Consider the following 26,412-nt stretch of genomic DNA (forward strand, 5'->3'; position numbering starts at 1 on the left):
GGGTTGCGGTCGAACGGCATGCCCATGTGCTCGAGCTCGTACACCACCTTGGGTGCTTCCTGGCACATGAACTCGATCGCGTCCTGGTCGCCCAGCCAGTCGCTGCCCTTGATGGTGTCGTAGAAGTGGTAGTGCCAGTTGTCCTCGCTCATGTTGCCGAGCGAGGCGCCGACGCCGCCCTGCGCCGCCACCGTGTGCGAGCGGGTCGGGAAGACCTTTGACAGCACGGCGACGTTGAGGCCGGCGTGCGCCAGCTGCAGCGAGGCACGCATGCCGGAGCCGCCGGCGCCGACGATCACGACATCAAACTTGCGGACGGCGACTTTGTCTTTGGTATAGCTCATGGTTCTAAAAATCCAAGTCAGAAGGTTTGACGCCGTCGCCGCTCACAGGCGCCAGAGCACTTCGATCGCCCAGCCGGCGCAGCCGATCAGCCACACCACGGTGACCGCCTGCAGCGCCAGGCGCAGCCCGGCCGGCTTGCCGTAGTCGTACCAGATGCTGCACGCGCCGATCCAGGCGTGCCAGATCAGCGCCACGATGACGGAGAAGGTGAGAACCTTCATCCAGCGCGGCGCGAAGATGCCGGCCCAGGTGTCGTAGCCGATCGGCCCCTTGGTGAACAGCAGCGCGGCCAGCACCACCAGGGTGAACACCGCCATCAGCACCGCGCTGATGCGCTGCACCAGGAAATCCTTCCAGCCGTAGTGCGCGCCCACCACCAGACGCTTGTTGCCATAGGTTGTCGCCATGTCCTCGCTCCTCGCTTCTCTTCAATCTCAGTACAGGCCGAACAGCTTCGCGCCCAGGATCACCGTCAACAGCGCGCTCAGCACGATGACCGAAGCCGCCGACTGGCGGCCAAACGCCTTGGTGGTGCGGTGCGAGACGTCGAGAAACAGGTGACGCACGCCGGCGAACAGGTGCAGCAGATAGGCCCAGATCAGCGCCAGCACCACCAGCTTGATGAACCAGGCGGGGAAGATCCAGGCGCCGGTTGTGAATGCGGCGCTGAACTCGCCGAAGGAGATCTCCGACGACACCGACTTGTCGAACAGCCAGATGATGAAGGGCAGCAGCAGCACCATCAGCAGGCCGCTGATGCGGTGCATGCCGGACACCAGTGCCGCCAGCGGCCATCGAAAGCTCGGCAGATCACTGAACGCGTTGATGTTGCGGAATTCGGGCTTGGGCTTGGCTGCATCGCTCATGAGGGCACTCTCAGTGAAGGTGTGACGGTCTTGTGGTCTTGTAATTGTGTCGGCGGGTCACCGAAGGATTCTATTGCAACGCATCTTGCTGACTCGCGCATTGCGCCATGTCATGACTGCCAGCAGCACTTAGTGCTGCTGCGGGTGTTGCTGCAACTGCTGCTGCGGGACTCTGCATGGACTTCAGTTGAGCTGGTTGCTGTAGTGGTGCGTGTCGGTGCGGTACAGGCCGCGCCGCAGTTCCATCGGCACGTCGTTGTAGGTATAGGCCACGCGTTCGACGCTGAGCAGCGGTGTGGCTTCGGTGACCTCGAGCAGGGCGGCCTGCCCCGCGTCGGGCAGCACCGCGCGGATCTTCTCGTCGGCGCGCACCATGCGCACACCGAACTCGGCCTCGAACAGCGCATACATCGGTCCGTGGTACTGCGACAGGCGCTCCACGGTCAGGCCCCTGAACGGGCCGCCGGGTAGCCAGATATCCTCCAGGATGGTCGGCACGCCGGCGTAGCGCAGCAGGCGGCGCGCCTGCAGCACCGGATCGCCTGCGCGCAGTCCGAGCGCGCGCGCCACCTCGGCGTTGGCGCGCTGGCGCCGGCAGTCGACGAAGTCGCGCTGCGCCGGCCCTTCGCTGTCGACCGTGCCGCTGTCCGGCTGCAGCCGCAGGAAGCGGTACTGCACCTGCTGCTCGGCATGGGTGGCGACGAAGGTGCCGCGGCCCTGGCGGCGCACCAGCAGGTTCTCGGCCGCCAGTTCGTCCACCGCCTTGCGCACCGTGCCCTGGCTGACCTTGTAGCGCGCGGCGAGGTCGAATTCGCTCGGGATCACTTCGCCCGGCTTCCATTCACCTTGCTGCAGTCCCTGCAGGATCAGGGTCTTGATCTGCTGGTACAGCGGACTGAACGCCGGTGCCTGGCCGGGCGCGAAGGCGGTCAGGGCGGCGCCTGGCTGCTCGATGTCAGGTGAGGTGGAAGAGGGTGCGGCGGTGGCCATGGCAAGGGTTCTTTGTCACGCGCTGGAATGGGCTAATCATATCTTATATAAGACACAAGACAAATTGACGCTCAGGGTTTTCGCGGATACACTTGACACGGGCGCCGGGTGGCGTGCGCAGTGGCGGTAGTCGCACGTGCACGCGCTCGGTCGAGCCGCTGTTCCACCTGCCTGATAACACAACCATCCGGAGTTAATTCCATGAGCAAGAAGCCCGTTCGCGTCGCCGTCACCGGTGCCGCTGGCCAGATCGGCTACGCCCTGCTGTTTCGTATCGCCTCGGGCGAGATGCTGGGCAAGGACCAGCCGGTGATCCTGCAATTGCTGGAGATCCCCGACGAGAAGGCGCAGAAGGCGCTCAAGGGCGTGATGATGGAGCTCGAAGACTGCGCCTTCCCGCTGCTGGCCGGCATGGAGGCGCATGCCGATCCGAAGACCGCCTTCAAGGACACCGACTACGCGCTGCTGGTCGGCGCCCGTCCGCGCGGCCCCGGCATGGAGCGCGCCGACCTGCTGGCCGCCAACGCGCAGATCTTCACTGCGCAGGGCAAGGCGCTGAACGCGGTTGCCAGCCGCAACGTCAAGGTGCTGGTGGTCGGCAACCCGGCCAACACCAATGCCTACATCGCCATGAAGTCGGCCCCCGACCTGCCGGCCAGGAACTTTACCGCCATGCTGCGCCTGGACCACAACCGCGCGCTGAGCCAGCTGGCCGCCAAGACTGGCAAGGCTGTCAAGGACATCAAGAACCTCGCCGTGTGGGGCAACCACTCGCCCACCATGTACGCCGACTACCGCTTCGCCACCATCGATGGCGTTTGCGTCAAGGACATGATCAACGACGAGGACTGGAACGCCAACGTGTTCCTGCCCACGGTCGGCAAGCGCGGCGCCGCCATCATCGAGGCGCGTGGCCTGTCCTCGGCCGCATCGGCCGCCAATGCCGCCATCGACCACATGCACGATTGGGCGCTGGGCACCGGCGGCGAATGGGTCACCATGGGCATCCCGTCGCAGGGCTGGTACGGCATTCCGAAGGAAGTCATGTTCGGCTTTCCGGTCACCTGCGAGAACGGCGAGTACAAGGTGGTCGAGGGCCTGCCGATCGACGAGTTCAGCCAGCAGTGCATCAACAAGACGCTTGCCGAGCTGGAGGGCGAGAAGGAAGGCGTGCAGCACCTGCTGTGATGCACTCACCCGAGTCGCTTCGTGCCTGGCTGCCTGAGGGGGTACTCCGCCGGCAGCCGGGCAAAGCCCGCGCCACGGCGGTCGCTGGGCCGGCCTGCGCGGCGACCGTTCATGTTGGCGTCGACCGGATCTGCAGATCATGACCCACCCCCGCGACATCCTCCTCGGTGCCCAGGCCGCCGCCGGCATGCTGCCGGTGTGCGACCACTACAGCGGCGTCGAGGCGCGCATGCGCAAGAGCCTGCAGCTGCAGGCCGAGATGAGCGAGGAGTTCGGCACTTGCGTGTTCGATGTCACGCTCGACTGCGAGGACGGCGCGCCGGTGGGCGGCGAGGCCGAGCACGCGCTGCTGGTGACCGAACTGGTCATGTCGGCGCCGGATGGCGCGCGGGTCGGCGCACGGGTGCACCCGGTCGACCACCCGGCGTTCGAGGCCGACATGGACGTCATCGCGCGCGATGCCGGCCAGCGCCTCACGCACATCATGATTCCCAAGGTGGAATCGGTGGCGGACGTGGACCGGGCCGAGAAGGCGCTGCTGGCGGCCTACCCGCCCGGCCTGCCGCTGCAGGTGCTGATCGAGTCGCCCGGTGCCGTGCACCGTGCCTTCGACATCGCCGCGCATCCGCGCGTGCAGTCGCTCAGCTTCGGGCTGATGGATTTCGTCTCGGCCCACGCCGGCGCGATCCCGGCCGATGGGATGGGCATCGAGGGCCAGTTCACGCACCCGCTGGTGCTGCGCGCCAAGCTGGAGATCGCCTCGGCCGCGCACGCCTTCGGCAAGGTGCCCTCGCACTGCGTGGTGACCGAGTTCAAGGACGAGGCCGCCATGCGCACCGCAGCCCGGCGGGCGGCGCGCGAGTTCGGCTACACCCGCATGTGGAGCATCCATCCGGGCCAGATCCGCCCGATCCTGGAAGCGTTCTCGCCCAATGAGCAGCAGATCGAGACCGCCAGCGCCATCCTGCTGGCGGCGGCCGCAGCCGACTGGGCGCCGATCAGCTTCGAGGGCAGCCTGCACGACCGCGCCAGCTACCGCCATTTCTGGCAACTGCTCGAGCGCGCGCATGCGACCGGGCGGAACTTGCCGGCCGAAGTGGCCTCATGGTTCTGACATGCGCGGCGTGTCATCATCGCCATCCCTTAAATTCTTCACGGAAGTGAACGCAGCATGAAGTTTCTTGCCCTTCTCCCGATCGCCACGGCGCTGGTTCTCGCGGGTGGCCCGCTGCAGGCGCAGACGACGGCAACGAAGAAGCCGGCCGCAGCCAAGAAGGCACCGGCCAAGAAGCCGGTGGCCAAGGCCAAGACCACCAGGAAGCGCGTGGCGCCCAAGACCGCCCGTGCGGTCGAGGCGGTCACGCCGGTGCAGACGCCGACGCAGCGCCTGAGCGATGCCGAGGTGGCGATTTCCAAGCACATCCAGACCGGCAAGATCCAGTGCGAGCTGGGCGCCGATGTGACCGTCACCGCGGACGAACAGAACCTCGGGTTTTTCCACGTTGCCACCGGCAAGCAGCGCTACTACATGCATCCAGTGGAAAGCCGCACCGGGGCGATCCGTATGGAAGACAACCGTGCCGGCGCCATGTGGCTGCAGTTGGGCAACAAGTCGATGCTGCTGAACCAGAAGCTGGGCCAGCGCGTGGCCGACGAATGCGTCACGCCGACGCAGCGCGAATTTGCCGCGCAGATGCAGTCCAAGCCGCAGCCCAACCTGCTGGACGGCCCGAGCCGCTGAACGTCAGCCGGTCTCGGTGGCAACTTCGGCGCGTGCGAGCGCGCCGGGCGGGCAGTCTGCGGGTCGAGGAATTTGAATCATCAGTTACCAGGAGAGAAAAAAGATGTTGAACGCCTATAGAACCCATGCAGCCGAACGCGCCGCGCTGGGCATCCCGCCGCTGGCGCTGGACGCCAAGCAGACCGGCGAACTGATCGAGCTGATCAAGAACCCGCCCGCGGGCGAGGACACCGCCTTCCTGCTCGATCTGCTGACCCACCGCGTGCCGCCGGGTGTCGATGACGCCGCCAAGGTCAAGGCCTCGTTCCTCGCCGCCGTCGCGCACGGCGACATCAAGGTCGGGCTGATCAGCAAGGCCAAGGCGACCGAGCTGCTGGGCACCATGGTCGGCGGCTACAACGTGCATCCGCTGATCGAACTGCTGGACGACGCCGAAGTCGCCGGTGTCGCGGCCGAGGCGCTGAAGAAGACGTTGCTGATGTTCGACTTCTTCAACGACGTTGCTGCCAAGGCCAAGGCCGGCAATGCCCACGCCAAGGCGGTGATGCAGAGCTGGGCCGACGCCGAGTGGTTCACCAGCCGACCCGAGGTCGACAAGAAGATCACCGTCACCGTGTTCAAGGTGCCGGGCGAGACCAACACCGACGACCTGTCGCCGGCGCCCGATGCCTGGAGCCGCCCCGACATCCCGCTGCACTACCTGGCGATGCTGAAGAACACGCGGCCCGACGCCGCCTTCAAGCCCGAGGAGGACGGCAAGCGCGGCCCGATCCAGTTCATCGAGGACCTGAAGAAGAAAGGCCACCTGGTCGCCTACGTGGGCGACGTGGTGGGCACCGGCTCGAGCCGCAAATCGGCCACCAACAGCGTCATCTGGGCCACCGGCGAGGACATTCCCTTCGTGCCCAACAAGCGCTTCGGCGGCGTCACGCTGGGCGGCAAGATCGCGCCGATCTTCTTCAACACGCAGGAAGATTCGGGCGCACTGCCGATCGAGGTCGACGTGTCGAACTTCGAGATGGGCGACGTGCTCGACATCTATCCCTATGAGGGCAGGATCGAGAAAGGCGGCCAGAAGGTCGCCGACTTCGAGCTCAAGAGCGAGGTGCTGCTGGACGAGGTGCGCGCCGGCGGCCGCATCAACCTCATCATCGGCCGTGGCCTGACGGCCAAGGCACGCGAGGCGCTGGGCCTGCCGGTCTCCACCGCGTTCCGCCTGCCGCAGGCGCCCGTGGAGTCGAAGGCCGGCTTCACCCTGGCGCAGAAGATGGTCGGCCGTGCCTGCGGCCTGCCGGAAGGCCAGGGCATCCGTCCAGGCACCTATTGCGAGCCCAAGATGACCACCGTCGGCAGCCAGGACACCACCGGCCCGATGACGCGCGACGAGTTGAAGGACCTGGCCTGCCTGGGCTTCTCGGCCGACATGGTGATGCAGAGCTTCTGCCACACCGCCGCCTACCCGAAGCCCATCGATGCCAAGATGCACCGCGAGCTGCCGGCCTTCATCAGCGACCGCGGTGGCGTCGCGCTGCGCCCGGGCGACGGCGTGATCCACAGCTGGCTCAACCGCCTGCTGCTGCCCGACACCGTCGGCACGGGTGGCGACTCGCACACGCGCTTCCCGATCGGCATCAGCTTCCCGGCCGGCTCCGGCCTGGTCGCGTTTGCCGCCGCCACCGGCGTGATGCCGCTCGACATGCCTGAGTCGGTGCTGGTGCGCTTCAAGGGCGAGATGCAGCCCGGCGTGACGCTGCGCGACCTGGTGCATGCGATTCCGCTCTACGCCATCAAGCAGGGCCTGCTCACGGTGGCCAAGGCCGGCAAGAAGAACATCTTCTCGGGCCGCGTGCTGGAGATCGAAGGGCTGCCGCAGCTGAAGGTCGAGCAGGCATTCGAGCTGTCGGATGCGTCGGCCGAGCGCAGCGCCGCAGGCTGCACGATCAAGCTCGACAAGGAGCCGATCATCGAGTACCTGCAGTCCAACGTGGTGCTGATGAAGAACATGATCGCCAATGGCTATGCCGACGCCAAGACGCTGGCGCGCCGCATCGAGAAGGTCGAGCAGTGGCTGGCCAACCCGCAACTGCTGGAAGCCGATGCGGATGCCGAGTACGCCGCCGTGATCGAGATCGACATGAACGACATCAAGGAGCCGATCGTCTGCTGCCCGAACGACCCGGACGACGCCAAGTTCATGAGCGAGGTGTCGGGCACCAAGATCGACGAGGCCTTCATCGGCTCGTGCATGACCAACATCGGTCACTTCCGCGCCGCCGCCAAGCTGCTGGGCGGCCAGCGCGACATCCCGGTCAAGCTGTGGGTGGCGCCGCCGACCAAGATGGACCAGGACGAGCTGATGAAGGAAGGCCACTACGCCGCCTTCGGTACCGCCGGCGCGCGCACCGAGATGCCCGGCTGCAGCCTGTGCATGGGCAACCAGGCGCAGGTGCGCGAGGGCGCCACGGTGATGTCCACCAGCACGCGCAACTTCCCCAACCGCCTGGGCAAGAACACCAACGTGTTCCTGGGCTCAGCCGAACTGGCGGCCATCTGTGCCAAACTGGGTCGCATCCCGACGCTGGCCGAGTACCGCGCCGAGATGGGCATCATCGACGCCGACAAGGCCAGCGTGTACCGCTACATGAACTTCGACCAGATCGAGGAGTACGCGGACGTCGCCAAGGAAGTGACGCTCTGATCGGCTGGGCCGTCGTCCAATGAAAAACCGCCCTCGGGCGGTTTTTTTTGAGGTGTTGCAACGGAGAGCAGCCGGACGCCGAGGACGCAGAAACTACGCAAAGGACGCCAAAAAATTCAAGGAAAACCTTTGATGGTTTCCTCTTGCGACTTCTGCGAAACCTTTGCGTCCGACGGTTCTGTCTTTACAGCACCTCGCTGGCGAAATCGGCCAGCCGCGAGCGCTCGCCGCGCGCCAGCGTCACGTGGCCGCCGTGCGGCCAGCCCTTGAAGCGGTCCACGGCGTAGGTCATGCCGCTCGAGCCCTCGGTCAGGTAGGGCGTGTCGATCTGCGCCAGGTTGCCCATGCAGATGATCTTGGTACCCGGGCCGGCGCGGGTGATCAGCGTCTTCATCTGCTTGGGCGTCAGGTTCTGCGCCTCGTCGATGATGATCCACTTGTTCATGAAGGTGCGGCCGCGCATGAAGTTCATGCTCTTGATCTTGATGCGGCTGCGCATCAGCTCGTTGGTGGCGGCGCGGCCCCATTCGCCCGCGCCCGAGGCATCGCCCTTGGCCAGGAACTCCAGGTTGTCGTCCAGCGCGCCCATCCAGGGGCCCATCTTCTCCTCCTCGGTGCCGGGCAGGAAGCCGATGTCCTCGCCCACGCTGACGGTGGCGCGGGTCATGATGATCTCGGTGTAGCGGCGGTCGTCCAGCACCTGCGTCAGGCCCGAGGCCAGCGCCAGCAGCGTCTTGCCGGTGCCGGCCGTGCCGGCCAGGGTGACGAAGTCGACCTCGGGGTCCATCAGCAGGTTGAGGGCGAAGTTCTGCTCGCGGTTGCGCGCCGTCACGCCCCAGACGCCGTTCTTCAGGTGCGTGTAGTCCTTCAGCGTCTTCAGCACCGCCGTCTTGTCGCGGATCTCGGTCACGCGCGCGTACAGGCTGGGCTCGCCCGGGGCCTCGAAATAGACGAACTGGTTGATGTACAGGCTGGCCACCGCCGGGCCGCTGACGCGGTAGAAGGTGGAGCTGCCCGATTGCCAGCTCTCGATGGTCTTGCTCTGGCGGGTCCAGAAATCGGACGGCAGCTGCAGCACGCCGGAGTACAGCAGGTCGCCGTCCTCCAGCGTCTTGTCGTTCTGGTAGTCCTCGGCCGTCAGGCCCAGCGCGCGCGCCTTGACGCGCATGTTGATGTCCTTCGACACCAGCACCACCTCGCGCGGCGCATGCTGCTTCTCCAGCGCGGCGACCACGCCGAGGATCTGGTTGTCGGCCTTGCCGGGTGGCAGCGCCGCCGGCATGCTGACGTCGAGCGGCGTGGTCTGGAAATACAGCTTGCCGCCGGCGTGGACATGGCCGGTCGAGACCAACTCCAGCCCCTGGGTCATGTCGGCGCCCTTGACGCCGGCCAGCGCGTCCAGCATGCGGCTGGTCTGGCGGCCGTTGCGCGCCACCTCGGTCATGCCCTTCTTGTGCGCGTCCAGTTCCTCCAGCACGATCATCGGCAGGAAGATGTCGTGCTCCTCGAAGCGGAACAGCGCCATCGGATCATGCAGCAGCACGTTGGTGTCCAGCACGAACAGCCGGGTCGGACCGCCGGTCCGGGGCTTGCGCCGCGGCGCCGCCTGGGCGGCCGCCTGCACTTTGCCGTTGGTGGGCCGAGGCTCGCGTGCGCTGCGTGCTTCGCTCTCCTGCGGCGCGCGCCCGATGGGGGTCGGCCGTGCGTTCACCACGGCGGCCTCGGGTTCGATCGAGCGCGGCAGCACCGGCGGCTGGGTCAGGGCCGGCGTCTTGCTGGTCTGGGGACGGGCCTTGGCGCGGCGGGTGGACAAGTCGATGACCTCAGGCGAGAGCTGGGCGCCGCGCTTGGCGGGCGGGGGAGGCAGGGGCATGCGTGTGTCGGTGTGGTGAGAGTCAGTTACCCATCGCAGCCGTCAACGCCGAAGTTGACCATTTGCCCAACGAAAAAGCCGCCTTGTCGGCCAAGGCGGCTTTGTCAACTGGATCCAGGGCGAAACGGTTGCGACAACATCGCAGACTATTATGCATGAGCGGCGTGATGCCGGGCGAGGGCCGGCCCCGGCCGCCGGGGCCGCCCGGATCAGGCGGCTTTCTTCAGTACCTTGACGGCCTTGAGCACTTCCTCGACGTGGCCGGGCACCTTCAGGCCGCGCCATTCCTGCACCAGGACGCCTTCGGCATTGATCAGGAAGGTGCTGCGCTCGATGCCCTTGACCTTCTTGCCGTACATGATCTTGTTCTTGACCACACCGAACATGTGGCACATCTTTTCCTCGGTGTCGGCGATCAGTTCGAACGGCAGCTCGAGCTTGGCCTTGAAGTCGTCGTGCGACTTCATGTTGTCGCGACTGACGCCGAACACTTCGGCGCCGGCTTTGATGAAATCCTTGTACTTGTCGCGGAACTGCATCGCTTCGGTGGTGCAGCCGGGCGTGTTGTCCTTCGGGTAGAAGTACAGTACCAGGGCTTGGCCGAGGTGGCTGGTGTTGGTGACCTTGACGTCGCCGGTGGCCATTGCTTCGAATTCAGGGAGGGGTTTGTTGACGACAATGGCCATAGGAACTTCAATCTCCAGTCGGTTTCTTCAAGGGGCGGGGTGACACGGCAAGCATGTTACGCCTTGAACATGGGTGCTGGACTGCTGGAACCAGCGTCTTCGCCCATGTTGGCAACAGTTACCACCTCCTTATTTTAACCGATCCGGTGTCGACGCGCCGGTCTCGAGCAGCAAGGCCGCCACCACGCGGCGACCTTCTCCAGCCAGGATGTTGTAGGTGCGGCAGGCTGCCGGCGTGTCCATGGTCTCGATGCCGATGCCGGCTTCGACCAGCGCGCGGATCCAGGCCGGCTTCGGAAAACGCAGCCGCTCGCCGCTGCCGAACACCACCAGTTCCGGCGTTCCCTCGATCAGCGGCGCGAAGTGCGCCGGCGACAGCTCGTCGAACCCGCTGCACGCCCACGCGCTGCGCTCACCATCGCTGCGCAGCACCAGGCTGTGGCTCACGCGCTCGCCCAGCACCTCGATCCAGCCGGGGCCGTGGGCCGTGATTGCGGTGCCGAACTGGTCTGCCTGGAACTTCATGCGCTAATGCTGGAACTGGGTGCCGAGAGGGAAGATGTGTTCCAATTCTATGTTTGTCATGCGGCGGCTGCCGCGCCCGAGGTTTCTTTGCCATGAAGACGATCCACAAATCCGCCAAGCTGGCCAACGTGCTGTACGACGTGCGCGGGCCGATCGTGGATGCGGCCAAGCAGATGGAGGACGAAGGCCAGAAGATCATCAAGCTGAACATCGGCAACCTGGCGCCGTTCGGCTTCCAGCCGCCCGAGGAGATCGTGCAGGACATGATCCGCAACCTGCCCGATTCGGCCGGCTACTCCGACAGCAAGGGCATTTTCTCGGCGCGCAAGGCGGTGATGCACTACACCCAGGAGCAGGGCATCGCCGGCGTGACGATGGATGACATCTACTTGGGCAACGGCGCCAGCGACCTGATCGGCATGGCCACCAACGCACTGCTGTCCAACGGCGACGAGATGCTGGTGCCGGCGCCCGACTATCCGCTGTGGACCGCGGTCGCCAGCCTGTCCGGCGGCCGGCCGGTGCACTACCTGTGCGACGAGGACAACGGCTGGATGCCGAGCTTGGCCGACATCCGCGCCAAGATCACGCCGCGTACCAAGGCCATCGTCGTCATCAACCCCAACAACCCGACCGGTGCGCTGTATTCCGACGAACTGCTGCGCGGCATCGTCGAGATCGCGCGCGAGCACGGCCTGGTCATCATGGCCGACGAGGTCTACGACAAGGTGCTGTACGACGGTGTGCGGCACACGGCGCTGGCCAGCCTGTCGACCGACGTGCTGACGCTGACCTTCAACTCGCTGTCCAAGGCCTACCGCTCGTGCGGCTTCCGCGCCGGCTGGATGGTGATCTCGGGTGACAAGTCGGCGGCCAGGGACTACATCGAGGGCATCAACATGCTCGCGAACATCAAGCTGGGCAGCAACGTGCCGGGCCAGTACGCGATCCAGACCGCGCTGGGCGGCTACCAGAGCATCAACGACCTGGTCAGGAAGGGCGGCCGCCTGTGCCGCCAGCGCGACCTGGCCTACGAGCTGATCACCGCCATTCCGGGCGTGAGCTGCGTCAAGCCGCAGGCTGCGCTGTACATGTTCCCGCGCCTGGATCCGAAGCTGTACCCGATCGAGGACGACCGCCAGTTCTTCATGGAGGTGCTGCGCGCCACGCGCGTGATGCTGGTACAGGGCTCGGGCTTCAACTACCCGGACAACCAGCATTTCCGCATCGTGTTCCTGCCGCACGAGGACGATTTGCGCGAGGCCATCGGCCGGCTGGCGAAGTTCCTCGAGCAGTACCGCGCGCGCCATGCCCGGTCGGCCTCGGTGGTGCCGATCACGGCGGTCAAGGAAGCCGCGCGCGCCTGAGGTGGCGCGATACCCCGTTCACGTTCATTGATACAAGAACCGCAGACATGAAAGCGATCCAGGTCGGCCTGTTGGGCATTGGTACGGTCGGCGGCGGCACCTTCAACGTGCTGCGCCGCAACCAGGAGGAAATCAAGCGCCGCGCCGGGCGCGGGATCGAGATCAGCATGGTGGCCGACCTGAACGTCGAGCGCGCCCGCGAGATCGTCGGGCCGGACGTCAAGGTCGTCAGCGACGCGCGCGAGGTCATCGCCAACCCCGAGATCGAGATCGTGATCGAGCTGATCGGCGGCTACGGCATCGCCAAGACGCTGATGATGGAGGCGATCGCCGCCGGCAAACATGTGGTCACTGCCAACAAGGCGCTGCTGGCCGTGCACGGCACCGAGATCTTCGAGGCGGCGCACCAGCACGGCGTGATGGTTGCGTTCGAGGCCGCGGTGGCCGGCGGCATCCCGATCATCAAGGCGCTGCGCGAAGGCCTGACCGCCAACCGCATCCAGTGGATCGCCGGCATCATCAACGGCACTACCAATTTCATCCTGAGCGAGATGCGCGACAAGGGCCTGGATTTCGACGTGGTGCTGAGGCAGGCGCAGGCGCTGGGCTACGCCGAGGCCGACCCGACCTTCGACATCGAGGGTATCGATGCGGCGCACAAGGCGACCATCATGAGCGCCATCGCCTTCGGCATCCCGGTGCAGTTCGACAAGGCCTATGTCGAAGGCATCACGCGGCTGTCGGCGACCGACATCCGCTACGCCGAGCAGCTCGGCTACCGCATCAAGCTGCTGGGCTTCACCAAGCGGCGTGAAGGAACGGAGACGGCGGGTGGCCTGGCCGCCAGGGGCGTGGAGCTGCGCGTGCACCCGGCGCTGGTGCCGGCCAAGCGCCTGATCGCCAACGTCGAGGGCGCGATGAACGCGGTGGTGGTCAACGGCGATGCCGTTGGCACCACGCTGTACTACGGCAAGGGCGCCGGCAGCGAGCCGACGGCCAGTGCGGTGATCGCCGACCTGGTGGACGTCACGCGCCTGGCCACCAGCGACCCGCAGCACCGGGTGCCGCACCTGGCCTTCCAGCCGGGCGCCATGCGCGACGTCGGCGTGCTGCCGATGGAGCAGGTCATCACCAGCTACTACCTGCGTCTGAGCGTGCGCGACGAGGCCGGCGTGCTGTCGCAGGTGACGCGCATCCTGGCGGACGCCGACATCAGCATCAATGCCGTGCTGCAGCGCGAGGCCGACGACGTGGCCGGCACCGACGCCGGCGCCGGCGAACCGACGCCCGACCACACCGACCTGATCATCCTCACGCACGACACCAGCGAGGGCGCCATGAACAGTGCGCTGACCCAACTGCAGGCGCTGCCCAGCGTGCTGGCGCCGATCGTGCGCATCCGCAAGGAAGAGCTGGCCTAGGCGGGAGTGCGTGGCGAGCGCATCGCTGCGGTGCGCGGCCCGCGCCATGCTGCAGTGAATCGACCATGAACTACCTTTCCACCCGCGGCGGCGACACACCGCGCAAGTTCTGCGACATCCTGCTGGAAGGCCTGGCGCCGGACGGCGGCCTGTACCTGCCGGCGTCCTACCCGCAGCTCGGCGCCGATGAGCTGGCGCGGCTGCGCCGCGTCCATGCGGAACAGGGCTACGCCGCGCTGGCGTTCGAGATCCTGAGCTTGTTCATCGACGACATCCCGGCCGCCGACCTGCGGGCGCTGTGCGAGAAGACGTACACGGCCGAGACGTTCGGCACCCCGGAGATCGTGCCGCTCAAGAAGCTGAGCGATGGCTTCTATCTGGAAGCCTTGTCCAATGGCCCCACGCTGGCCTTCAAGGACATGGCGATGCAGTTGCTGGGCAACTTGTTCGAGTACGAACTGGCGCGCCGCGGCGAGCAGCTCAACATCCTGGGCGCCACCAGCGGCGACACCGGCAGCGCGGCCGAATACGCCATGCGCGGCAAGCAGGGCATCCGCGTCTTCATGCTCAGCCCGCACGGGCGCATGAGCGCGTTCCAGCAGGCGCAGATGTTCAGCCTGCAGGACGAGAACATCCACAACATCGCCATCGAGGGCGTGTTCGACGACTGCCAGGACATCGTCAAGGCGGTCAGCAACGATCTGGAATTCAAGCGCCGCTACAAGATCGGCACGGTCAACTCGATCAACTGGGCGCGGCTGCTGGCGCAGGTGGTGTACTACTTCGCCGGCTATTTCCAAGCTGCGCGCGGCAATGCGGAGAAGGTCAGCTTCACCGTGCCCAGCGGCAACTTCGGCAACGTTTGCGCCGGCCATGTGGCGCGCCAGATGGGGCTGCCGATCGAGCAACTGGTGGTGGCCACCAACGAGAACGACGTGCTCGACGAGTTCTTCCGCACCGGCGTCTACCGCGTGCGCGGCGCGGCGGACACGCACGAGACCAGCAGCCCGAGCATGGACATCAGCAAGGCCAGCAACTTCGAGCGCTTCGTGTTCGACCTGCTCGGCCGCGACGGAATGCGGACCAGGGCCTTGTTCCACAACGCACTGCAGCAACGCGGCCAGTTCGACCTCGGTGACGACCCGGCTTTCGAGCAGGCGCGCCAGCGTTTCGGCTTCGTCAGCGGCACCAGCACCCATGCCGACCGGCTGGCGACCATCCGCGAGGTGTACGAGAAGCACGGCGTGATGATCGACACCCACACCGCCGACGGCGTCAAGGTGGCGCGCGAGCACGTGCAGCCCGGCGTGCCGATGATCGTGCTCGAGACCGCGCTGCCGATCAAGTTCGCCGTCACCATTCGCGAGGCGCTGGGGCGCGACCCCGAGCGTCCGGCGAAATTCGAGGGCATCGAGGATCTGCCGCGCCGCGTGCGCGTGCTGCCGGCCGATGTCGCCCAGGTGAAGCAGCTGATCGTGCAGGAGTGCCCATGAGAACGGGTGGCTGCGAACCTGCCGGATGCGACGCGGAGGCATGGCGATGAAGGTGGTCGGCTTCGCCGGCTATTCCGGATCCGGCAAGACGCACCTGATCGAGCGCCTGATCCCCTTGCTCAAACAGCAGGGGCTGCGCGTTTCGGTGGTCAAGCATGCGCACCACCGCTTCGATATCGACCGGCCTGGCAAGGACACCTTCCGCCACCGCGAGGCCGGTGCGTTCGAGGTCGTGGTGGCTTCGGGCCGGCGGCTGGCGCTGATGCGCGAGTTCGAGCGTGAAACCCAGCTGTCGGTGCACCACCTGATCGCCGAGCTGTACGACGGCATCGACTGGGTGCTGGTCGAGGGCTTCAAGGACAGCGACCTGCTGAAGATCGAGGTCTGGCGCGCTGCGTCCAACAAGCCGGCGCGCTATCCTGATGACGAGTTCATCGTCGCCATCGCCACCGATTCGCCCGCTGCCATGCCGGAGCCGACCTTGCGTCCGGTACTGGATCTGAACGACGCCGACGCCGTGGCGCGCTGGCTGATCGACAATGGCGAGCGATTCCAATACCACGCCGAGAGATACCTGCAACACGATGTCTGACACCCCGCGCCGCCCGCCGCTAATGCCGCTCGACGAGGCGCTGGCCCGCCTGCTGGATCGGGCCGCCGCGCTGGGCCGCACCGAAGTCGTCAGCACTTTCGACGCCGATGGCCGCGTGCTGGCGCAGGACGCCGTGTCGGCGCTGCAGGTGCCGCCCAACGACAACTCGTCCATGGACGGTTATGCCGTGCGCGCGGCCGACGTGCCGGCGGCCGGCACCGTGCTGCCGGTCACGCAGCGCATTGCCGCCGGGCATGCCGGGGTTCCCTTGGTGCCGGGCAGCGCCGCGCGCATCTTCACCGGCGCGCCCATGCCCGCTGGTGCCGACGCGGTGGTGATGCAGGAAGACACCGAAGCGCTGGACGGCGGCGCGCAGGTGCGCATCACGGCGGTGCCGACGGCCGGGCAGTGGGTGCGCGCCGCGGGCGAGGACGTGACGCGCGGCGCCGTGATCCTGCGCTGCGGCGAGCGCCTGTCGCCGGCTTCGCTGGGCCTGGCGGCGGGCATCGGCCTGGCCGAGCTGCAGGTGGCGGCACGCCCGCGCGTGGCGCTGTTTTCCACCGGTGACGAACTCGTCATGCCGGGCGCCGTGCCGCCGGAGCAGATGAAGCCCAGCGCCATCTACAACAGCAACCGCTTCTTCCTGCGCGCGCTGCTGCTGCGCCTGGGCTGCGAGGTGAATGACCTCGGCATCGTGCCCGACGACCGCGCCGCCACGGTGGCGGCGCTGAGCGCGGCGGCGCAGGACAACGACCTGATCCTGACCAGCGGTGGCGTATCGGTCGGGGAAGAGGACCACATCAAGCCGGCCGTCGAGCAGCTGGGCACGCTGGACCTGTGGCAGATCGCCATGAAGCCCGGCAAGCCGTTCGCTTACGGCTCGATCGCTTCGCCATCGAGCCGACGCGATGCGCCGAACGTGGGCACCCCCCCTTTGCCCCCCCGCCAAGCGGGGGGGGAGCCTGGCCGCTCGACCGTCTGTCATTTCATGGGGCTGCCGGGCAATCCGGTGTCGAGCTTCGTCACCTTCCTGCTGCTGGTGCGGCCGTTCCTGCTGAAGCTGCAGGGTGCAACCCAGACCGAGGTGCCGGCGCTCCGCCTGCGCGCCGACTTCGACCTGTCACGGCCCGACCGGCGGCGCGAGTTTCTGCGCGCGCGCCGCAATGACCGGGGTGGTCTGGACCTGTTCACCAACCAGAGCAGCGGGGTGCTGACCTCGACGCACTGGGCCGACGGCCTGATCGATCACCCGGCAGGCAGCACCATCGTGGCCGGCGACCTGGTGCGCTTCATCCCGCTGTCGGAGCTGCTGGCGTGAAGCAGGTCACCGTGCGCTACTTCGCCTCGATCCGCGAGGCGCTGGACTGCGCCAGTGAGCGCGTGGTCACCAGCGCACCGACGCTGGCGGCCCTGCGTGACGAACTGATTGCGCGTGGTGGCGCGCATGGCGATGCGCTGGCGCGCGGCAAGGCGGTCCGCCTGGCGCTGAACCAGGACATGGCCGAGGAAGGCGCGTCCCTGCCCGACGGTGCCGAAGTGGCGTTCTTCCCGCCGGTGACGGGCGGTTGAGGCTGCTCAACCGCCGTCAGCGCAGCCACTTGTCGTCGATGGCCTTCAGCGTGCCGCGCTGGCCGAGCAGCTCCCATACGAAGTTCATCACGCGTTGATAGTCGGCATCATCGGCCGGCAGCATGAAGCCGAGCCAGTTGGTGGGCGTGAGCGGCGCATCGATGAAAGCCGCTGCCAGGCGCGGCTCCGTCCCGGCGTAGTGCAGCGCCTCATAGGTTTCGGTGATCATGACGTCGCCCTTGCCCTCGGCGATCAGGCCGGGAATCTCGGCGTTCTTGTCGTGCGTGCTGACCTGGGCGTTCTTCAGGTTCTGCAGCACGAAGGCCTCGTTGGTGCCGCCAGGGTTCTTGATGACGCGCACGCCGGGCTGGTTCAGGTCCTGCACGCTGTTGAACTTGGCCTTGTCGGCTGCACGCACCAGCGCCACCTTGCCGAAGGGCGCGTAGCCCGGCAGCATGGCCACCGTGCGGATGCGGGTCACGTTGCGCGTGATCCCGCCCACTGCCATGTCGAACTTGTTGGCCTGCAGGTCCTTGAGCAGGTTTTTACTGGGTCAATACAGGTTCGGCCAGCTGGTGGGCACGTATTCCACCTTGACGCCCAGTTCCCTGGCCATGGCGTCCACGGTGTCGATGTCGTGTCCCACGTAGCCGTCGCCCTCCTTCATGGCGAACGGTCGATAGTCGCCCGGCGTCCCAACGCGAAGCAGCTTGGTTTCCATGATCTTGTCGAGCCGATCGCCGGCCGAGGCAGTCGACGGCAGTACCAGCATGGCGGCCATCGTCATGATGGAGAGCACGGCGCTCAGCGAGCGCAAGCCGAAGGGGTTGGCCATGATCCTTTTCCTTGTGAAAGTTGGTATGTCGGACTGCCTCCGCGGCGAGACCGGGCCTCTGCTGCGGCACAGGCGTCGCCGATGACGAGCCAGCGTGGCGAACGCAGATCGATTCTACGAACGGCGGGCTTGGGGCCTGGCGAGTTCCTCCATTGGCGGCTTCCGCCGCTCGTGCGCTGCCACGCGGCCCGCAGAACCGATGGTGGAATCGGGAGCGGCGCGGCGAGCCTGTTTTATTCGCCCGGTTCACACCACCATCGGGGTCGTCGCCCCGTCCATCGCCACGATGGCGCCGTTGACGTAGCTTGCGCGCGCCGAGGCCAGGAACACCACCACGTCGGCAATCTCCTCGGGTGTGGCGATGCGGCCCATGGGCGCGCGTTGCGTGGCACGCTCGCGCGCCTGCTCGGGCGTGATGCCGGCCAGCTCGGCCTCGGCCTCCAATCCTTGCTGCAGCCGTTCAGTCAGCACCGGACCGGGATTCACGGCGTTGATGCGCAGACCGGCTGCGGCGTGCGCGTGCGCCAGGCCGGCAGTGGCCAGCATCAGCGCCGCATTGGCCGCGCCACCCGCCAGGTGCGTGGGCGAGGCTACCTTGCCGCCGGCGCCGATCACGTTGACGACCACGCCGCTGCCACGCGCCCGCATGGCTGGCAGCACGGCCTGCATGGCGTGTATGTAGGTGAAGAACTTGGCGTCCATCGCCGCGTGCCAGTTGACCGCTGTCAGCTCCGGCGCCGGAGTGCGGCGCGCGGCGCCGGCCGAGTTGACCAGCACATCGATCGGACCGAACTGGTCTGTCACTTCGCGCACCAGCCGCTCGGCCTGGGTCGGATCGGTCAGGTCCGCCGGCACCGCCAGCACGTGGGCGCCTGCCGCGCGCAGCGCGGCCGCGGCCGCATGCAGCACATCGGCGGTGCGCGCCGCCAGCGCCACGCGCGCACCCTCGGCCACGAAGGCCCGCGCGCAGGCCAGGCCGATGCCCTTGCTGGCGCCGGTGATCAGCACCAGCTTGTCCTCGAGTTGCAAATCCATCCGTCGTCTCCTTGGCTTGTCAGCCTGTCGGCTTCGCTGCGAGTATGGCGCGGCCGCACGCTGCCTGCCGTGGCGCAGACGGCGCTCATGCGCGCAGGGCAGAATGCCGCCATGAGCCAGCCGCGTGTTTCGATTCAGCCACAGGATTTCGACCTGAGCGCCGAGGTGGCCGCGCTGCGCGCCGGCGATGCGCGCGTGGGCGCCGTCTGCGCTTTCGTGGGCACCGTGCGGGATCGCCATCCGGCTGAGTTGGCCGCCGCCGGTGCGCCCGATGTGGCCAGCGTGGCATCGATGGAGCTGGAGCATTACCCTGGCATGACCGAGAAGGCCATCGAGGCCATGATCGATGAGGCCTGCCGTCGTTTCGATGTGTACCGGGTGCGCGTGATTCACCGGATCGGCCTGCTGCAACCCGAGGACCAGATCGTGCTGGTGGCCGTGACTTCGGCGCACCGCGGCGAGAGCTTCCAGGCCTGCGAGTTCCTGATGGACTACCTGAAGACCCAGGCGCCATTCTGGAAGAAGGAGGAAACCCCGGAGGGCGCGCGCTGGGTCGATGCGCGCGTGAGCGACGATGCCGCGCTGGCACGCTGGGGCATCGCGGCGACCAACGCGTGAGGCGGGCAGGCTGGCATCTGGTCGCGGCGGCGCTGGCGGCCCTGCTGCTGGCGCCCGGCACGGCGCAGGCGCAGGACGGGCAGCGGCCTGAACTCGGGCTGGCCTGGGCGGCACGCGTGACCCACGTGGTGGACGGCGACTCGATCTGGGTTCGGCCCGACGCGGGTGGCCGACGCGTGCGCCTGCGCCTGGACGGCATCGACGCACCCGAGATCTGCCAGAGCCTTGGCCCCGAGTCGCGCGCGGCGATGCAGGCGCTGGCGCTGGATCAGCGCGTGCAGGTCACCGTGTGGGCCTACGACCGCTACGGCCGCGCGGTGGCGACGGTGCTGCGCCAGAGCGACCAGGCCGACGTGGCGGCGCAACTGGTCAGCCAGGGCTGGGCCTGGAGCGAGGGCTACCGAGGCAGCCTGGGCCGCTACTGGCGCGAGGAGGCGACGGCCCGCCATGCCGATCGCGGCGTGTTCGCCGAGCGCTGGCCCGAGACGCCGTCGGAATTCCGGCGCCGCCACGGCCCCTGCCTGACGCCGGCACGCTGATCGGATCTGCGCCTCGGTGCCCGTGAACGGCGTAGCCGCGAATACCGCGTCACCCTGGTCGATTCGTCGCTAACAGCGCGCTCACCGCTGCGCGGGTGCCAGCCGACTGACGCCGCCGGCCGCTTGAAAACACCCACCGTGCCGGCATATGCTTTGACATCGGGCCATTGCGGCTCCTGACACCATCAACAAAGCATGAGACTCGACAAACTCACCACCAAGTTCCAGGAAGCCCTGGCCGACGCGCAGTCGCTGGCACTCGGCAATGACCACGCCTACATCCAGCCGGAACACCTGCTGGCCGCCATGCTGCGCCAGGAGGAAGGGCCGAAAGCGCTGCTGGCGCGCGCCGGCGTCAACACCGGCCGGCTGGCGCAGGAGATCGAGGCAGCCGTCAAGCGCCTGCCGCAGGTGCAGGGCCAGGAACAGGTGCAGCCGGGGCCCGACCTGATCCGCCTGCTGCAGGCGACCGAGAAGGAAAGCATCAAGCGCGGCGACCAGTTCGTGCCGAGCGAGATGTTCCTGCTGGCGCTCGCCGACGCCAAGGGCGAGGCCGCGCGCATCGCCAAGGAAGCCGGCCTGGCGCGCAAGAGCCTGGAAGCGGCGATCGACGCCGTGCGCGGCGGCCAGACCATGGATTCGGCCGAGGGCGAGAGCCAGCGCGAGGCGCTGAAGAAATACACGCTCGATTTGACCGAGCGCGCACGCCTGGGCAAGCTGGATCCGGTGATCGGCCGCGACGACGAGATTCGCCGCGCGATCCAGGTGCTGCAGCGGCGCAGCAAGAACAACCCGGTGCTGATCGGCGAGCCGGGCGTCGGCAAGACCGCCATCGTTGAAGGCCTGGCGCAGCGCATCGTCGCCGGCGAGGTGCCCGACACGCTGAAGAACAAGCAGGTGCTGGTGCTCGACATGGCGGGCCTGCTGGCCGGCGCCAAGTACCGCGGCGAGTTCGAGGAACGCCTGAAGGCGGTGCTGAAGGAAGTCGCGCACGAAGAGGGCCGCATCATCCTGTTCATCGACGAGCTGCACACCATGGTCGGCGCCGGCAAGGCCGAAGGGGCCATCGACGCCGGCAACATGCTGAAGCCCGCGCTGGCGCGCGGCGAGCTGCACTGCATCGGCGCCACCACGCTGGACGAATACCGCAAGTACATCGAGAAGGATGCGGCGCTGGAGCGGCGTTTCCAGAAGGTGCTGGTGGGCGAGCCGAGCGTGGAGGACACCATCGCCATCCTGCGCGGCCTGCAGGAGCGCTACGAGGCGCACCACGGTGTCGACATCACCGACCCGGCCATCGTGGCCGCGGCCGAGTTGAGCCAGCGCTACATCACCGACCGCTTCCTGCCCGACAAGGCGATCGACCTGATCGACGAGGCGGCGGCCAAAATCAAGATCGAGATCGACTCCAAGCCGGAGGTGATGGACCGGCTCGACCGCCGCATGATCCAGCTCAAGATCGAGCGCGAGGCGGTGAAGAAGGAGACCGACGAGGCCTCGCGCAAGCGCCTGCAGCTGATCGAGGAAGACCTGGCGGCGCTGGAGAAGGAATACGCCGACCTGGACGAAATCTGGAAGGCTGAGAAGGCCAGTGCCCAGGGCAGCGAGCAGATCCGCAAGGAGATCGAGCAGATCAAGTTTCAGATGCAGGAAGCCACCCGCAAGGGCGACTTCAACCAGGTGGCCGAGCTGCAGTACGGCAAGCTGCCGGCGCTGGAAAAGCAGCTGCACGAGGCGCAGACCAGCGAGCAGGATGCCGAAGCCCAGGGCAAGGGGCACAAGCTGCTGCGCACCGAGGTCGGCGCCGAGGAGATCGCCGAGGTGGTCTCGCGCGCGACCGGCATCCCGGTCAGCAAGATGATGACCGGCGAACGCGAGAAGCTGTTGCGCATGGAAGAGCGCCTGCATGAGCGTGTGGTGGGCCAGGACGAGGCGATTTCGGCCGTGGCCAACGCCATCCGCCGCTCGCGCTCGGGGCTTTCGGACCCGAACCGGCCGCTCGGCTCGTTCCTGTTCCTCGGCCCCACGGGCGTCGGCAAGACCGAGCTGACCAAGGCGCTGGCGGGCTTTTTGTTCGACAGCGAGGAGCACATGGTGCGCATCGACATGAGCGAGTTCATGGAAAAACACTCCGTGGCCCGCCTGATCGGCGCGCCACCCGGCTACGTCGGCTACGACGAAGGTGGCTACCTGACCGAAGCCGTGCGCCGCAAGCCCTACAGCGTGATCCTGTTCGACGAGGTCGAGAAGGCGCACCCCGACGTGTTCAACGTGCTGCTGCAGGTGCTCGACGACGGGCGGCTCACCGACGGCCAGGGCCGCACGGTGGACTTCAAGAACACGGTCATCATCATGACCAGCAACATCGGCTCGCCCATGATCCAGAGCATGGCCGGGCAGCCTTACGACGACATCAAGGACGCGGTGTTCGGCGAGTTGAAGAACCACTTCCGGCCCGAGTTCCTGAATCGGATCGACGAGATCGTGGTGTTCCATGGCCTGGATGCGGCGCAGATCGGCGCCATCGCGAGGATCCAGCTGAAGGTGCTGAGCGAGCGGCTGGCCAAGATGGATCTGCAGCTGAACGTGTCCGAGCAGGCGCTGGAGGAACTGGCCAAGGTCGGCTTTGACCCGGTGTTCGGCGCGCGGCCGCTGAAGCGTGCGATCCAGCAGCGCATCGAGAACCCGCTGTCGAAGGCGCTGCTGGAAGGGCAGTTCCCGCCCAAGTCGGTGATCGAGGTCAGTGTCGATCCGATCAAGGAGCCGGGGGTGTTCCAGTTCAGCGCCGGCACCGAAGCAGCCCTGGCCTGATCGGCTGCCTGGTCCTGTCACCCACATGAGACGCGCCCGCGACAAGTTGGGCGCGTTTTCTTTTGGCACACTGGGTTGCATGCATCCCGCCATCGGAGGCGTTGCCATGACTGTCCAAGATCTGTTCCAGGCGCAGCGCGCGCGCTCGCGCAGCGCCGAGCCGCCCAGCCTGGCCGAGCGACACGACCGGCTGGCGCGCCTGGCGCGTCTGCTGGACGAGCGGCAGGCCGAACTCAGTGGTGCCGTCCAGGCCGATTTCGGCATCCGCGGCCGGCGCCTGACCGAGATCTCCGACCTGTTCCTGCTGCGTGCCATGCTGGGCGACCTGCGGCGCAACCTGGCGCGCTGGTCGCGGCCGCGCCGGGTGCGCACGCCGCTGTACCTGATGCCCGGGCGTGGGCACATCAAGCGCCAGCCGCTCGGCGTGGTCGGCATCATCGGGCCCTGGAACTACCCGCTGCAGCTCACCCTGGGGCCGGCCGCCGCTGCGCTGGCGGCCGGCAACCGGGTGATGCTCAAACCCAGCGAGATCACGCCGCACACCTCGGCGCTGCTGGCCCAACTGGTGGCGGCGTATTTCGCACCCGATGAGTTCACGGTGGTGCAGGGCGGTGCGGAAGTGGCGGCCGAGTTTGCTGCGCTGCCGTTCGACCACCTGTTCTTCACCGGCTCCACCGCCGTCGGCCGCAAGGTGGCCGAGGCGGCGGCGCGCAACCTGACGCCAACCACGCTGGAGCTGGGCGGCAAGTCGCCCTGCATCGTCGATGCCTCGTGCACCGACCTGGAAGGCGCCGCGCTGAAGATCGCCCATGGCAAGCTGCTCAACGGCGGCCAGACCTGCATCGCACCCGACTACCTGCTGCTGCCGCGCGGGCGCGAGCAGGCCTTCGCGCAAGCCTACCGGGCGGCGGTGGCGCAGCTGTTTCCCCGTATCGACGGCAATCCGGACTACGCCGCCATCGTCACTGAACGGCATCATGCGCGTCTGCAGGCGCTGCTGGACGAAGCGCGCGCGGCCGGTGCGACGGTGGAGGACGTGGCGGCGCCGGTCACCTCGGGCACGGACGGCGACGCGCTACGACAGATGCCCCCCACACTGGTCTTCGGCGCCACGCCGCAGCTGCGGCTGATGCAGGAGGAGATCTTCGGCCCCATCCTGCCCGTGCTGCCCTGCGACTGCGCGCAGGACGCCGTGGCCCACATCAACGCCGGCGAGCGCCCGCTGGCGCTGTACTGGTTCGGCGACGACCACGCGGCGCGCGAGGCGGTGCTGCGCGGCAGCGTCAGCGGCGGCGTGACGGTGAACGACACCCTGCTGCACATCGCGCACGACGGCCTGCCGTTCGGCGGCGTCGGCGAAAGCGGGCTGGGCGCCTACCACGGTGAAACCGGTTTCCTGCGCTTCACGCACCAGAAGAGCGTGTTCGTGCAATCGCGCTGGGCGGCGGGGCGGCTGCTCTACCCACCCTATGGCACGCGCTTCGACCGGGTGATGGCATTCATCCGCCGCTTGCTGTAGTTCCATCAACCGGCCAGCGCCTGCGACGAGGATGCCCGTATGCAACACCACGAGGCTGACGTGCTCATCATCGGCGGCGGCCTGGCCGGCATCGTCTGCGCGCTGCAGCTGCTGGATACTGGCCGGCGCGTGCTGCTGCTGGACCGCGACACGCCAGGCAACTTCGGCGGCCTGGCGAGGGAGAGCTTCGGCGGCCTGCTGATGGTTGATACGCCGCTGCAAAGGCGGCAGAAGCTGCGCGATTCGCCCGAACTGGCGCTGCAGGACTGGCTTGCCTTCGGCGACTTCGATCCCGCCAGCAGCGAGCCGGGACACCCGTCTTACTGGCCGTGCCGCTGGGCCGAGCACTACGTCAACGATTCGCTCGAGCACCTGTATCACTGGCTCACCGGCCAGGGCGTGCGCTTCCTGCCGCTGCCGCTGTGGGTCGAACGCGGCATGGGGCCGGGCGCGAGCGGCGCTGCGCGCGGCAACTCGGTGCCGCGCTGGCATGTCGTCTGGGGCACGGGGCAGGGTCTGGTGGCGACGCTGCTGAGCGTGCTGGAGCGACATCCGAAGCGCGGTCGCCTCGCGCTGCACTTCGGCCACAAGGTCGAGGAGCTGCTGACGGCGGGCGGTGCCGTCATCGGCTGCCGCGGCGTGATCGAAGGTCGGGGCGAGGGTGGCAAGCAGGACTTCGAGGCCCATGCGCCGCAGGTCGTGATCGCCGCCGGCGGCATCAACGGTGGCGACCTGAGCGTGGCGCGCCAGCATTGGCATGCGGACTGGGGCGGCGAGGCGCCCGCCAGCCTGCTGAACGGCTCGCACCAGCACGCCGACGGCACGCTGCACCGCGCCACCCAGGCCGTCGGCGGGCAGCTGACGCACCTGCAGAACCAGTGGAACTACGCCGCAGGCATCGCGCACTGGCGGCCGCGCAAGCCGCTTCATGGCCTGTCGCTGGTGCCGCCGAAGTCGGCGCTGTGGCTGAACGCGCGCGGCGAGCGCATCGTGCCGCCGCTGGTGAGCGGCTTCGACACGCGCGATCTGGTGACGCGGATCTGCGCGCAGCCGGGCGGCACGTCGTGGCAGCTCATGAACCGCCGCATCGCGCTGAAGGAACTGGCGATCTCGGGCGCCGAGTTCAACCCCAGCATCCGCGACCGCAGCAAGCTGGGCTTCGTGCGCGACCTGCTGCTGGGCAACCGCTGGCTGCTGGACGAGGTGCTGGCGCACAGCACCGACGTGGTGACGGCGCGTACGCTAGATGAGCTGGCCGAGCGGATGAACACGCTGCAAGGCACGCCGGAGGTGCGTGCCGACACGCTGCGCGCCGTGGTGGCGCATTACGACGCCGAAGTGGCCAAGGGCGCCGCCAGTCAGGACGAGCAGCGCCGGCGCATCGCCGAGCTGCGCCAGTGGAAGGGCGACCGCCTGCGCACTTGCAAGGCGGCGCGCATCCTCGACGCCGGCGCCATGCCCCTGATCGCGATCCGTCTGTCCCTGATCAGCCGCAAGAGCCTGGGCGGCATCCGGACCGATCTTCGCAGCCGGGTGCTGGATGCCGGCGACCAGCCCATCGCCGGCCTCTACGCCATCGGCGAAGCAGCCGGCTTTGGCGGCGGCGGCATGAACGGGCTGCGCGGGCTCGAAGGGACTTTCCTCGGCGGCTGCATCTACTCGGCCCAGCGCGCGGCGCGGGCCATCGCCTGACCGGATACT

23 protein-coding genes and 1 pseudogene are annotated in these 26,412 nt (G+C 67.4%); 15 read left to right on the forward strand and 9 right to left on the reverse strand.

Going from position 1 to position 26,412, the window contains the following annotated elements; all coding sequences use genetic code 11:
* The 4 genes from PK606_RS10895 to PK606_RS10910 all read right to left on the reverse strand — a co-directional run.
* The coding region (locus PK606_RS10895) for an FAD-dependent oxidoreductase (RefSeq protein WP_324563782.1) at nt 1-344 on the reverse strand (344 nt) is incomplete at its 3' end.
* A gap of 42 nt (nt 345-386) precedes the next feature.
* Nucleotides 387-752, reverse strand: coding sequence for a succinate dehydrogenase, hydrophobic membrane anchor protein (gene sdhD, locus PK606_RS10900; protein WP_324563784.1), 366 nt, complete (start codon nt 750-752; stop codon nt 387-389).
* 27 nt (nt 753-779) lie between these two features.
* On the reverse strand, nt 780-1,211 hold the full coding sequence (gene sdhC, locus PK606_RS10905; RefSeq protein WP_324563786.1) for a succinate dehydrogenase, cytochrome b556 subunit: 432 nt from the start codon (nt 1,209-1,211) through the stop codon (nt 780-782).
* A 183-nt stretch (nt 1,212-1,394) separates the two neighbouring features.
* On the reverse strand, nt 1,395-2,201 hold the full coding sequence (locus PK606_RS10910; protein ID WP_324563787.1) for a GntR family transcriptional regulator: 807 nt from the start codon (nt 2,199-2,201) through the stop codon (nt 1,395-1,397).
* Nucleotides 2,202-2,402: 201 nt separating this feature from the next.
* On the opposite strand from PK606_RS10910, the gene PK606_RS10915 reads away from it, so the two are divergent.
* The 4 genes from PK606_RS10915 to acnB all read left to right on the forward strand — a co-directional run bounded on the left by PK606_RS10915 (nt 2,403) and on the right by acnB (nt 7,828).
* A complete protein-coding gene (locus tag PK606_RS10915) occupies nt 2,403-3,389 on the forward strand; it encodes a malate dehydrogenase (protein WP_324563790.1) in 987 nt (328 codons plus the stop codon).
* A gap of 139 nt (nt 3,390-3,528) precedes the next feature.
* Nucleotides 3,529-4,503: an HpcH/HpaI aldolase/citrate lyase family protein gene (locus PK606_RS10920; protein WP_324563792.1), complete on the forward strand. Its 975-nt coding sequence runs from the start codon at nt 3,529-3,531 to the stop codon at nt 4,501-4,503.
* A 57-nt stretch (nt 4,504-4,560) separates the two neighbouring features.
* Nucleotides 4,561-5,130: a hypothetical protein gene (locus PK606_RS10925; RefSeq protein WP_324563794.1), complete on the forward strand. Its 570-nt coding sequence runs from the start codon at nt 4,561-4,563 to the stop codon at nt 5,128-5,130.
* A 103-nt stretch (nt 5,131-5,233) separates the two neighbouring features.
* Nucleotides 5,234-7,828 (forward strand): bifunctional aconitate hydratase 2/2-methylisocitrate dehydratase, encoded by a 2,595-nt coding sequence (acnB, locus tag PK606_RS10930; RefSeq protein WP_324563797.1) that lies wholly within the window; start codon nt 5,234-5,236, stop codon nt 7,826-7,828.
* 184 nt (nt 7,829-8,012) lie between these two features.
* Here the strand turns inward: acnB and PK606_RS10935 are convergent, their stop codons facing one another.
* The 3 genes from PK606_RS10935 to PK606_RS10945 form a co-directional block, all read right to left on the reverse strand.
* A complete protein-coding gene (locus PK606_RS10935; protein WP_324563799.1) occupies nt 8,013-9,701 on the reverse strand; it encodes a PhoH family protein in 1,689 nt (562 codons plus the stop codon).
* 209 nt (nt 9,702-9,910) lie between these two features.
* Nucleotides 9,911-10,387, reverse strand: coding sequence for a peroxiredoxin (locus PK606_RS10940; protein ID WP_324563801.1), 477 nt, complete (start codon nt 10,385-10,387; stop codon nt 9,911-9,913).
* Nucleotides 10,388-10,516: 129 nt separating this feature from the next.
* On the reverse strand, nt 10,517-10,912 hold the full coding sequence (locus PK606_RS10945; protein WP_324563804.1) for an Mth938-like domain-containing protein: 396 nt from the start codon (nt 10,910-10,912) through the stop codon (nt 10,517-10,519).
* Between the two features lie 92 nt (nt 10,913-11,004).
* On the opposite strand from PK606_RS10945, the gene PK606_RS10950 reads away from it, so the two are divergent.
* From PK606_RS10950 to PK606_RS10975, 6 genes are all read left to right on the forward strand, one after another.
* A complete protein-coding gene (locus PK606_RS10950; RefSeq protein WP_324563806.1) occupies nt 11,005-12,279 on the forward strand; it encodes a pyridoxal phosphate-dependent aminotransferase in 1,275 nt (424 codons plus the stop codon).
* A 47-nt stretch (nt 12,280-12,326) separates the two neighbouring features.
* Entirely contained in the window at nt 12,327-13,700 is a 1,374-nt protein-coding gene (locus PK606_RS10955; protein ID WP_324563810.1) for a homoserine dehydrogenase, read from the forward strand.
* A 65-nt stretch (nt 13,701-13,765) separates the two neighbouring features.
* Complete coding sequence (thrC, locus tag PK606_RS10960; RefSeq protein ID WP_324563812.1) at nt 13,766-15,193, forward strand: threonine synthase; 1,428 nt, start codon at nt 13,766-13,768, stop codon at nt 15,191-15,193.
* A gap of 46 nt (nt 15,194-15,239) precedes the next feature.
* Entirely contained in the window at nt 15,240-15,785 is a 546-nt protein-coding gene (gene mobB / locus PK606_RS10965) for a molybdopterin-guanine dinucleotide biosynthesis protein B (RefSeq protein WP_324563865.1), read from the forward strand.
* The gene (locus PK606_RS10970) at nt 15,778-17,103 is read left to right on the forward strand and encodes a molybdopterin molybdotransferase MoeA (RefSeq protein ID WP_324563813.1); all 1,326 of its coding nucleotides are present in this window, start codon (nt 15,778-15,780) and stop codon (nt 17,101-17,103) included. Before mobB ends, PK606_RS10970 begins: the two co-directional genes overlap by 8 nt.
* Nucleotides 17,100-17,354 (forward strand): MoaD/ThiS family protein, encoded by a 255-nt coding sequence (locus PK606_RS10975; protein WP_324563815.1) that lies wholly within the window; start codon nt 17,100-17,102, stop codon nt 17,352-17,354. The genes PK606_RS10970 and PK606_RS10975 overlap by 4 nt, the downstream gene beginning before the upstream one ends.
* A 16-nt stretch (nt 17,355-17,370) precedes the next feature.
* Here the strand turns inward: PK606_RS10975 and PK606_RS10980 are convergent.
* Nucleotides 17,371-18,141: pseudogene (locus tag PK606_RS10980) on the reverse strand (transporter substrate-binding domain-containing protein).
* 294 nt (nt 18,142-18,435) lie between these two features.
* Nucleotides 18,436-19,224: an SDR family oxidoreductase gene (locus tag PK606_RS10985; RefSeq protein ID WP_324563817.1), complete on the reverse strand. Its 789-nt coding sequence runs from the start codon at nt 19,222-19,224 to the stop codon at nt 18,436-18,438.
* Between the two features lie 111 nt (nt 19,225-19,335).
* Between PK606_RS10985 and PK606_RS10990 the strand changes: the two genes are divergently transcribed.
* The 5 genes from PK606_RS10990 to PK606_RS11010 all read left to right on the forward strand — a co-directional run bounded on the left by PK606_RS10990 (nt 19,336) and on the right by PK606_RS11010 (nt 26,403).
* Nucleotides 19,336-19,842 (forward strand): molybdenum cofactor biosynthesis protein MoaE, encoded by a 507-nt coding sequence (locus PK606_RS10990; RefSeq protein ID WP_324563819.1) that lies wholly within the window; start codon nt 19,336-19,338, stop codon nt 19,840-19,842.
* Nucleotides 19,839-20,381 (forward strand): thermonuclease family protein, encoded by a 543-nt coding sequence (locus PK606_RS10995; RefSeq protein ID WP_324563821.1) that lies wholly within the window; start codon nt 19,839-19,841, stop codon nt 20,379-20,381. The genes PK606_RS10990 and PK606_RS10995 overlap by 4 nt, the downstream gene beginning before the upstream one ends.
* Before the next feature lie 195 nt (nt 20,382-20,576).
* On the forward strand, nt 20,577-23,192 hold the full coding sequence (clpB, locus tag PK606_RS11000; protein ID WP_324563823.1) for an ATP-dependent chaperone ClpB: 2,616 nt from the start codon (nt 20,577-20,579) through the stop codon (nt 23,190-23,192).
* A gap of 106 nt (nt 23,193-23,298) precedes the next feature.
* Nucleotides 23,299-24,711 (forward strand): coniferyl aldehyde dehydrogenase, encoded by a 1,413-nt coding sequence (locus tag PK606_RS11005; RefSeq protein WP_324563825.1) that lies wholly within the window; start codon nt 23,299-23,301, stop codon nt 24,709-24,711.
* A gap of 39 nt (nt 24,712-24,750) precedes the next feature.
* Nucleotides 24,751-26,403 carry an FAD-binding dehydrogenase gene (locus PK606_RS11010; RefSeq protein WP_324563828.1) on the forward strand — a complete coding sequence of 551 codons (1,653 nt, stop codon included), beginning with the start codon at nt 24,751-24,753 and terminating at the stop codon, nt 26,401-26,403.
* Nucleotides 26,404-26,412: the final 9 nt, after the last annotated feature.

This window comes from Ottowia sp. (assembly GCF_035444425.1).
Lineage (GTDB): Bacteria > Pseudomonadota > Gammaproteobacteria > Burkholderiales > Burkholderiaceae_C > Ottowia.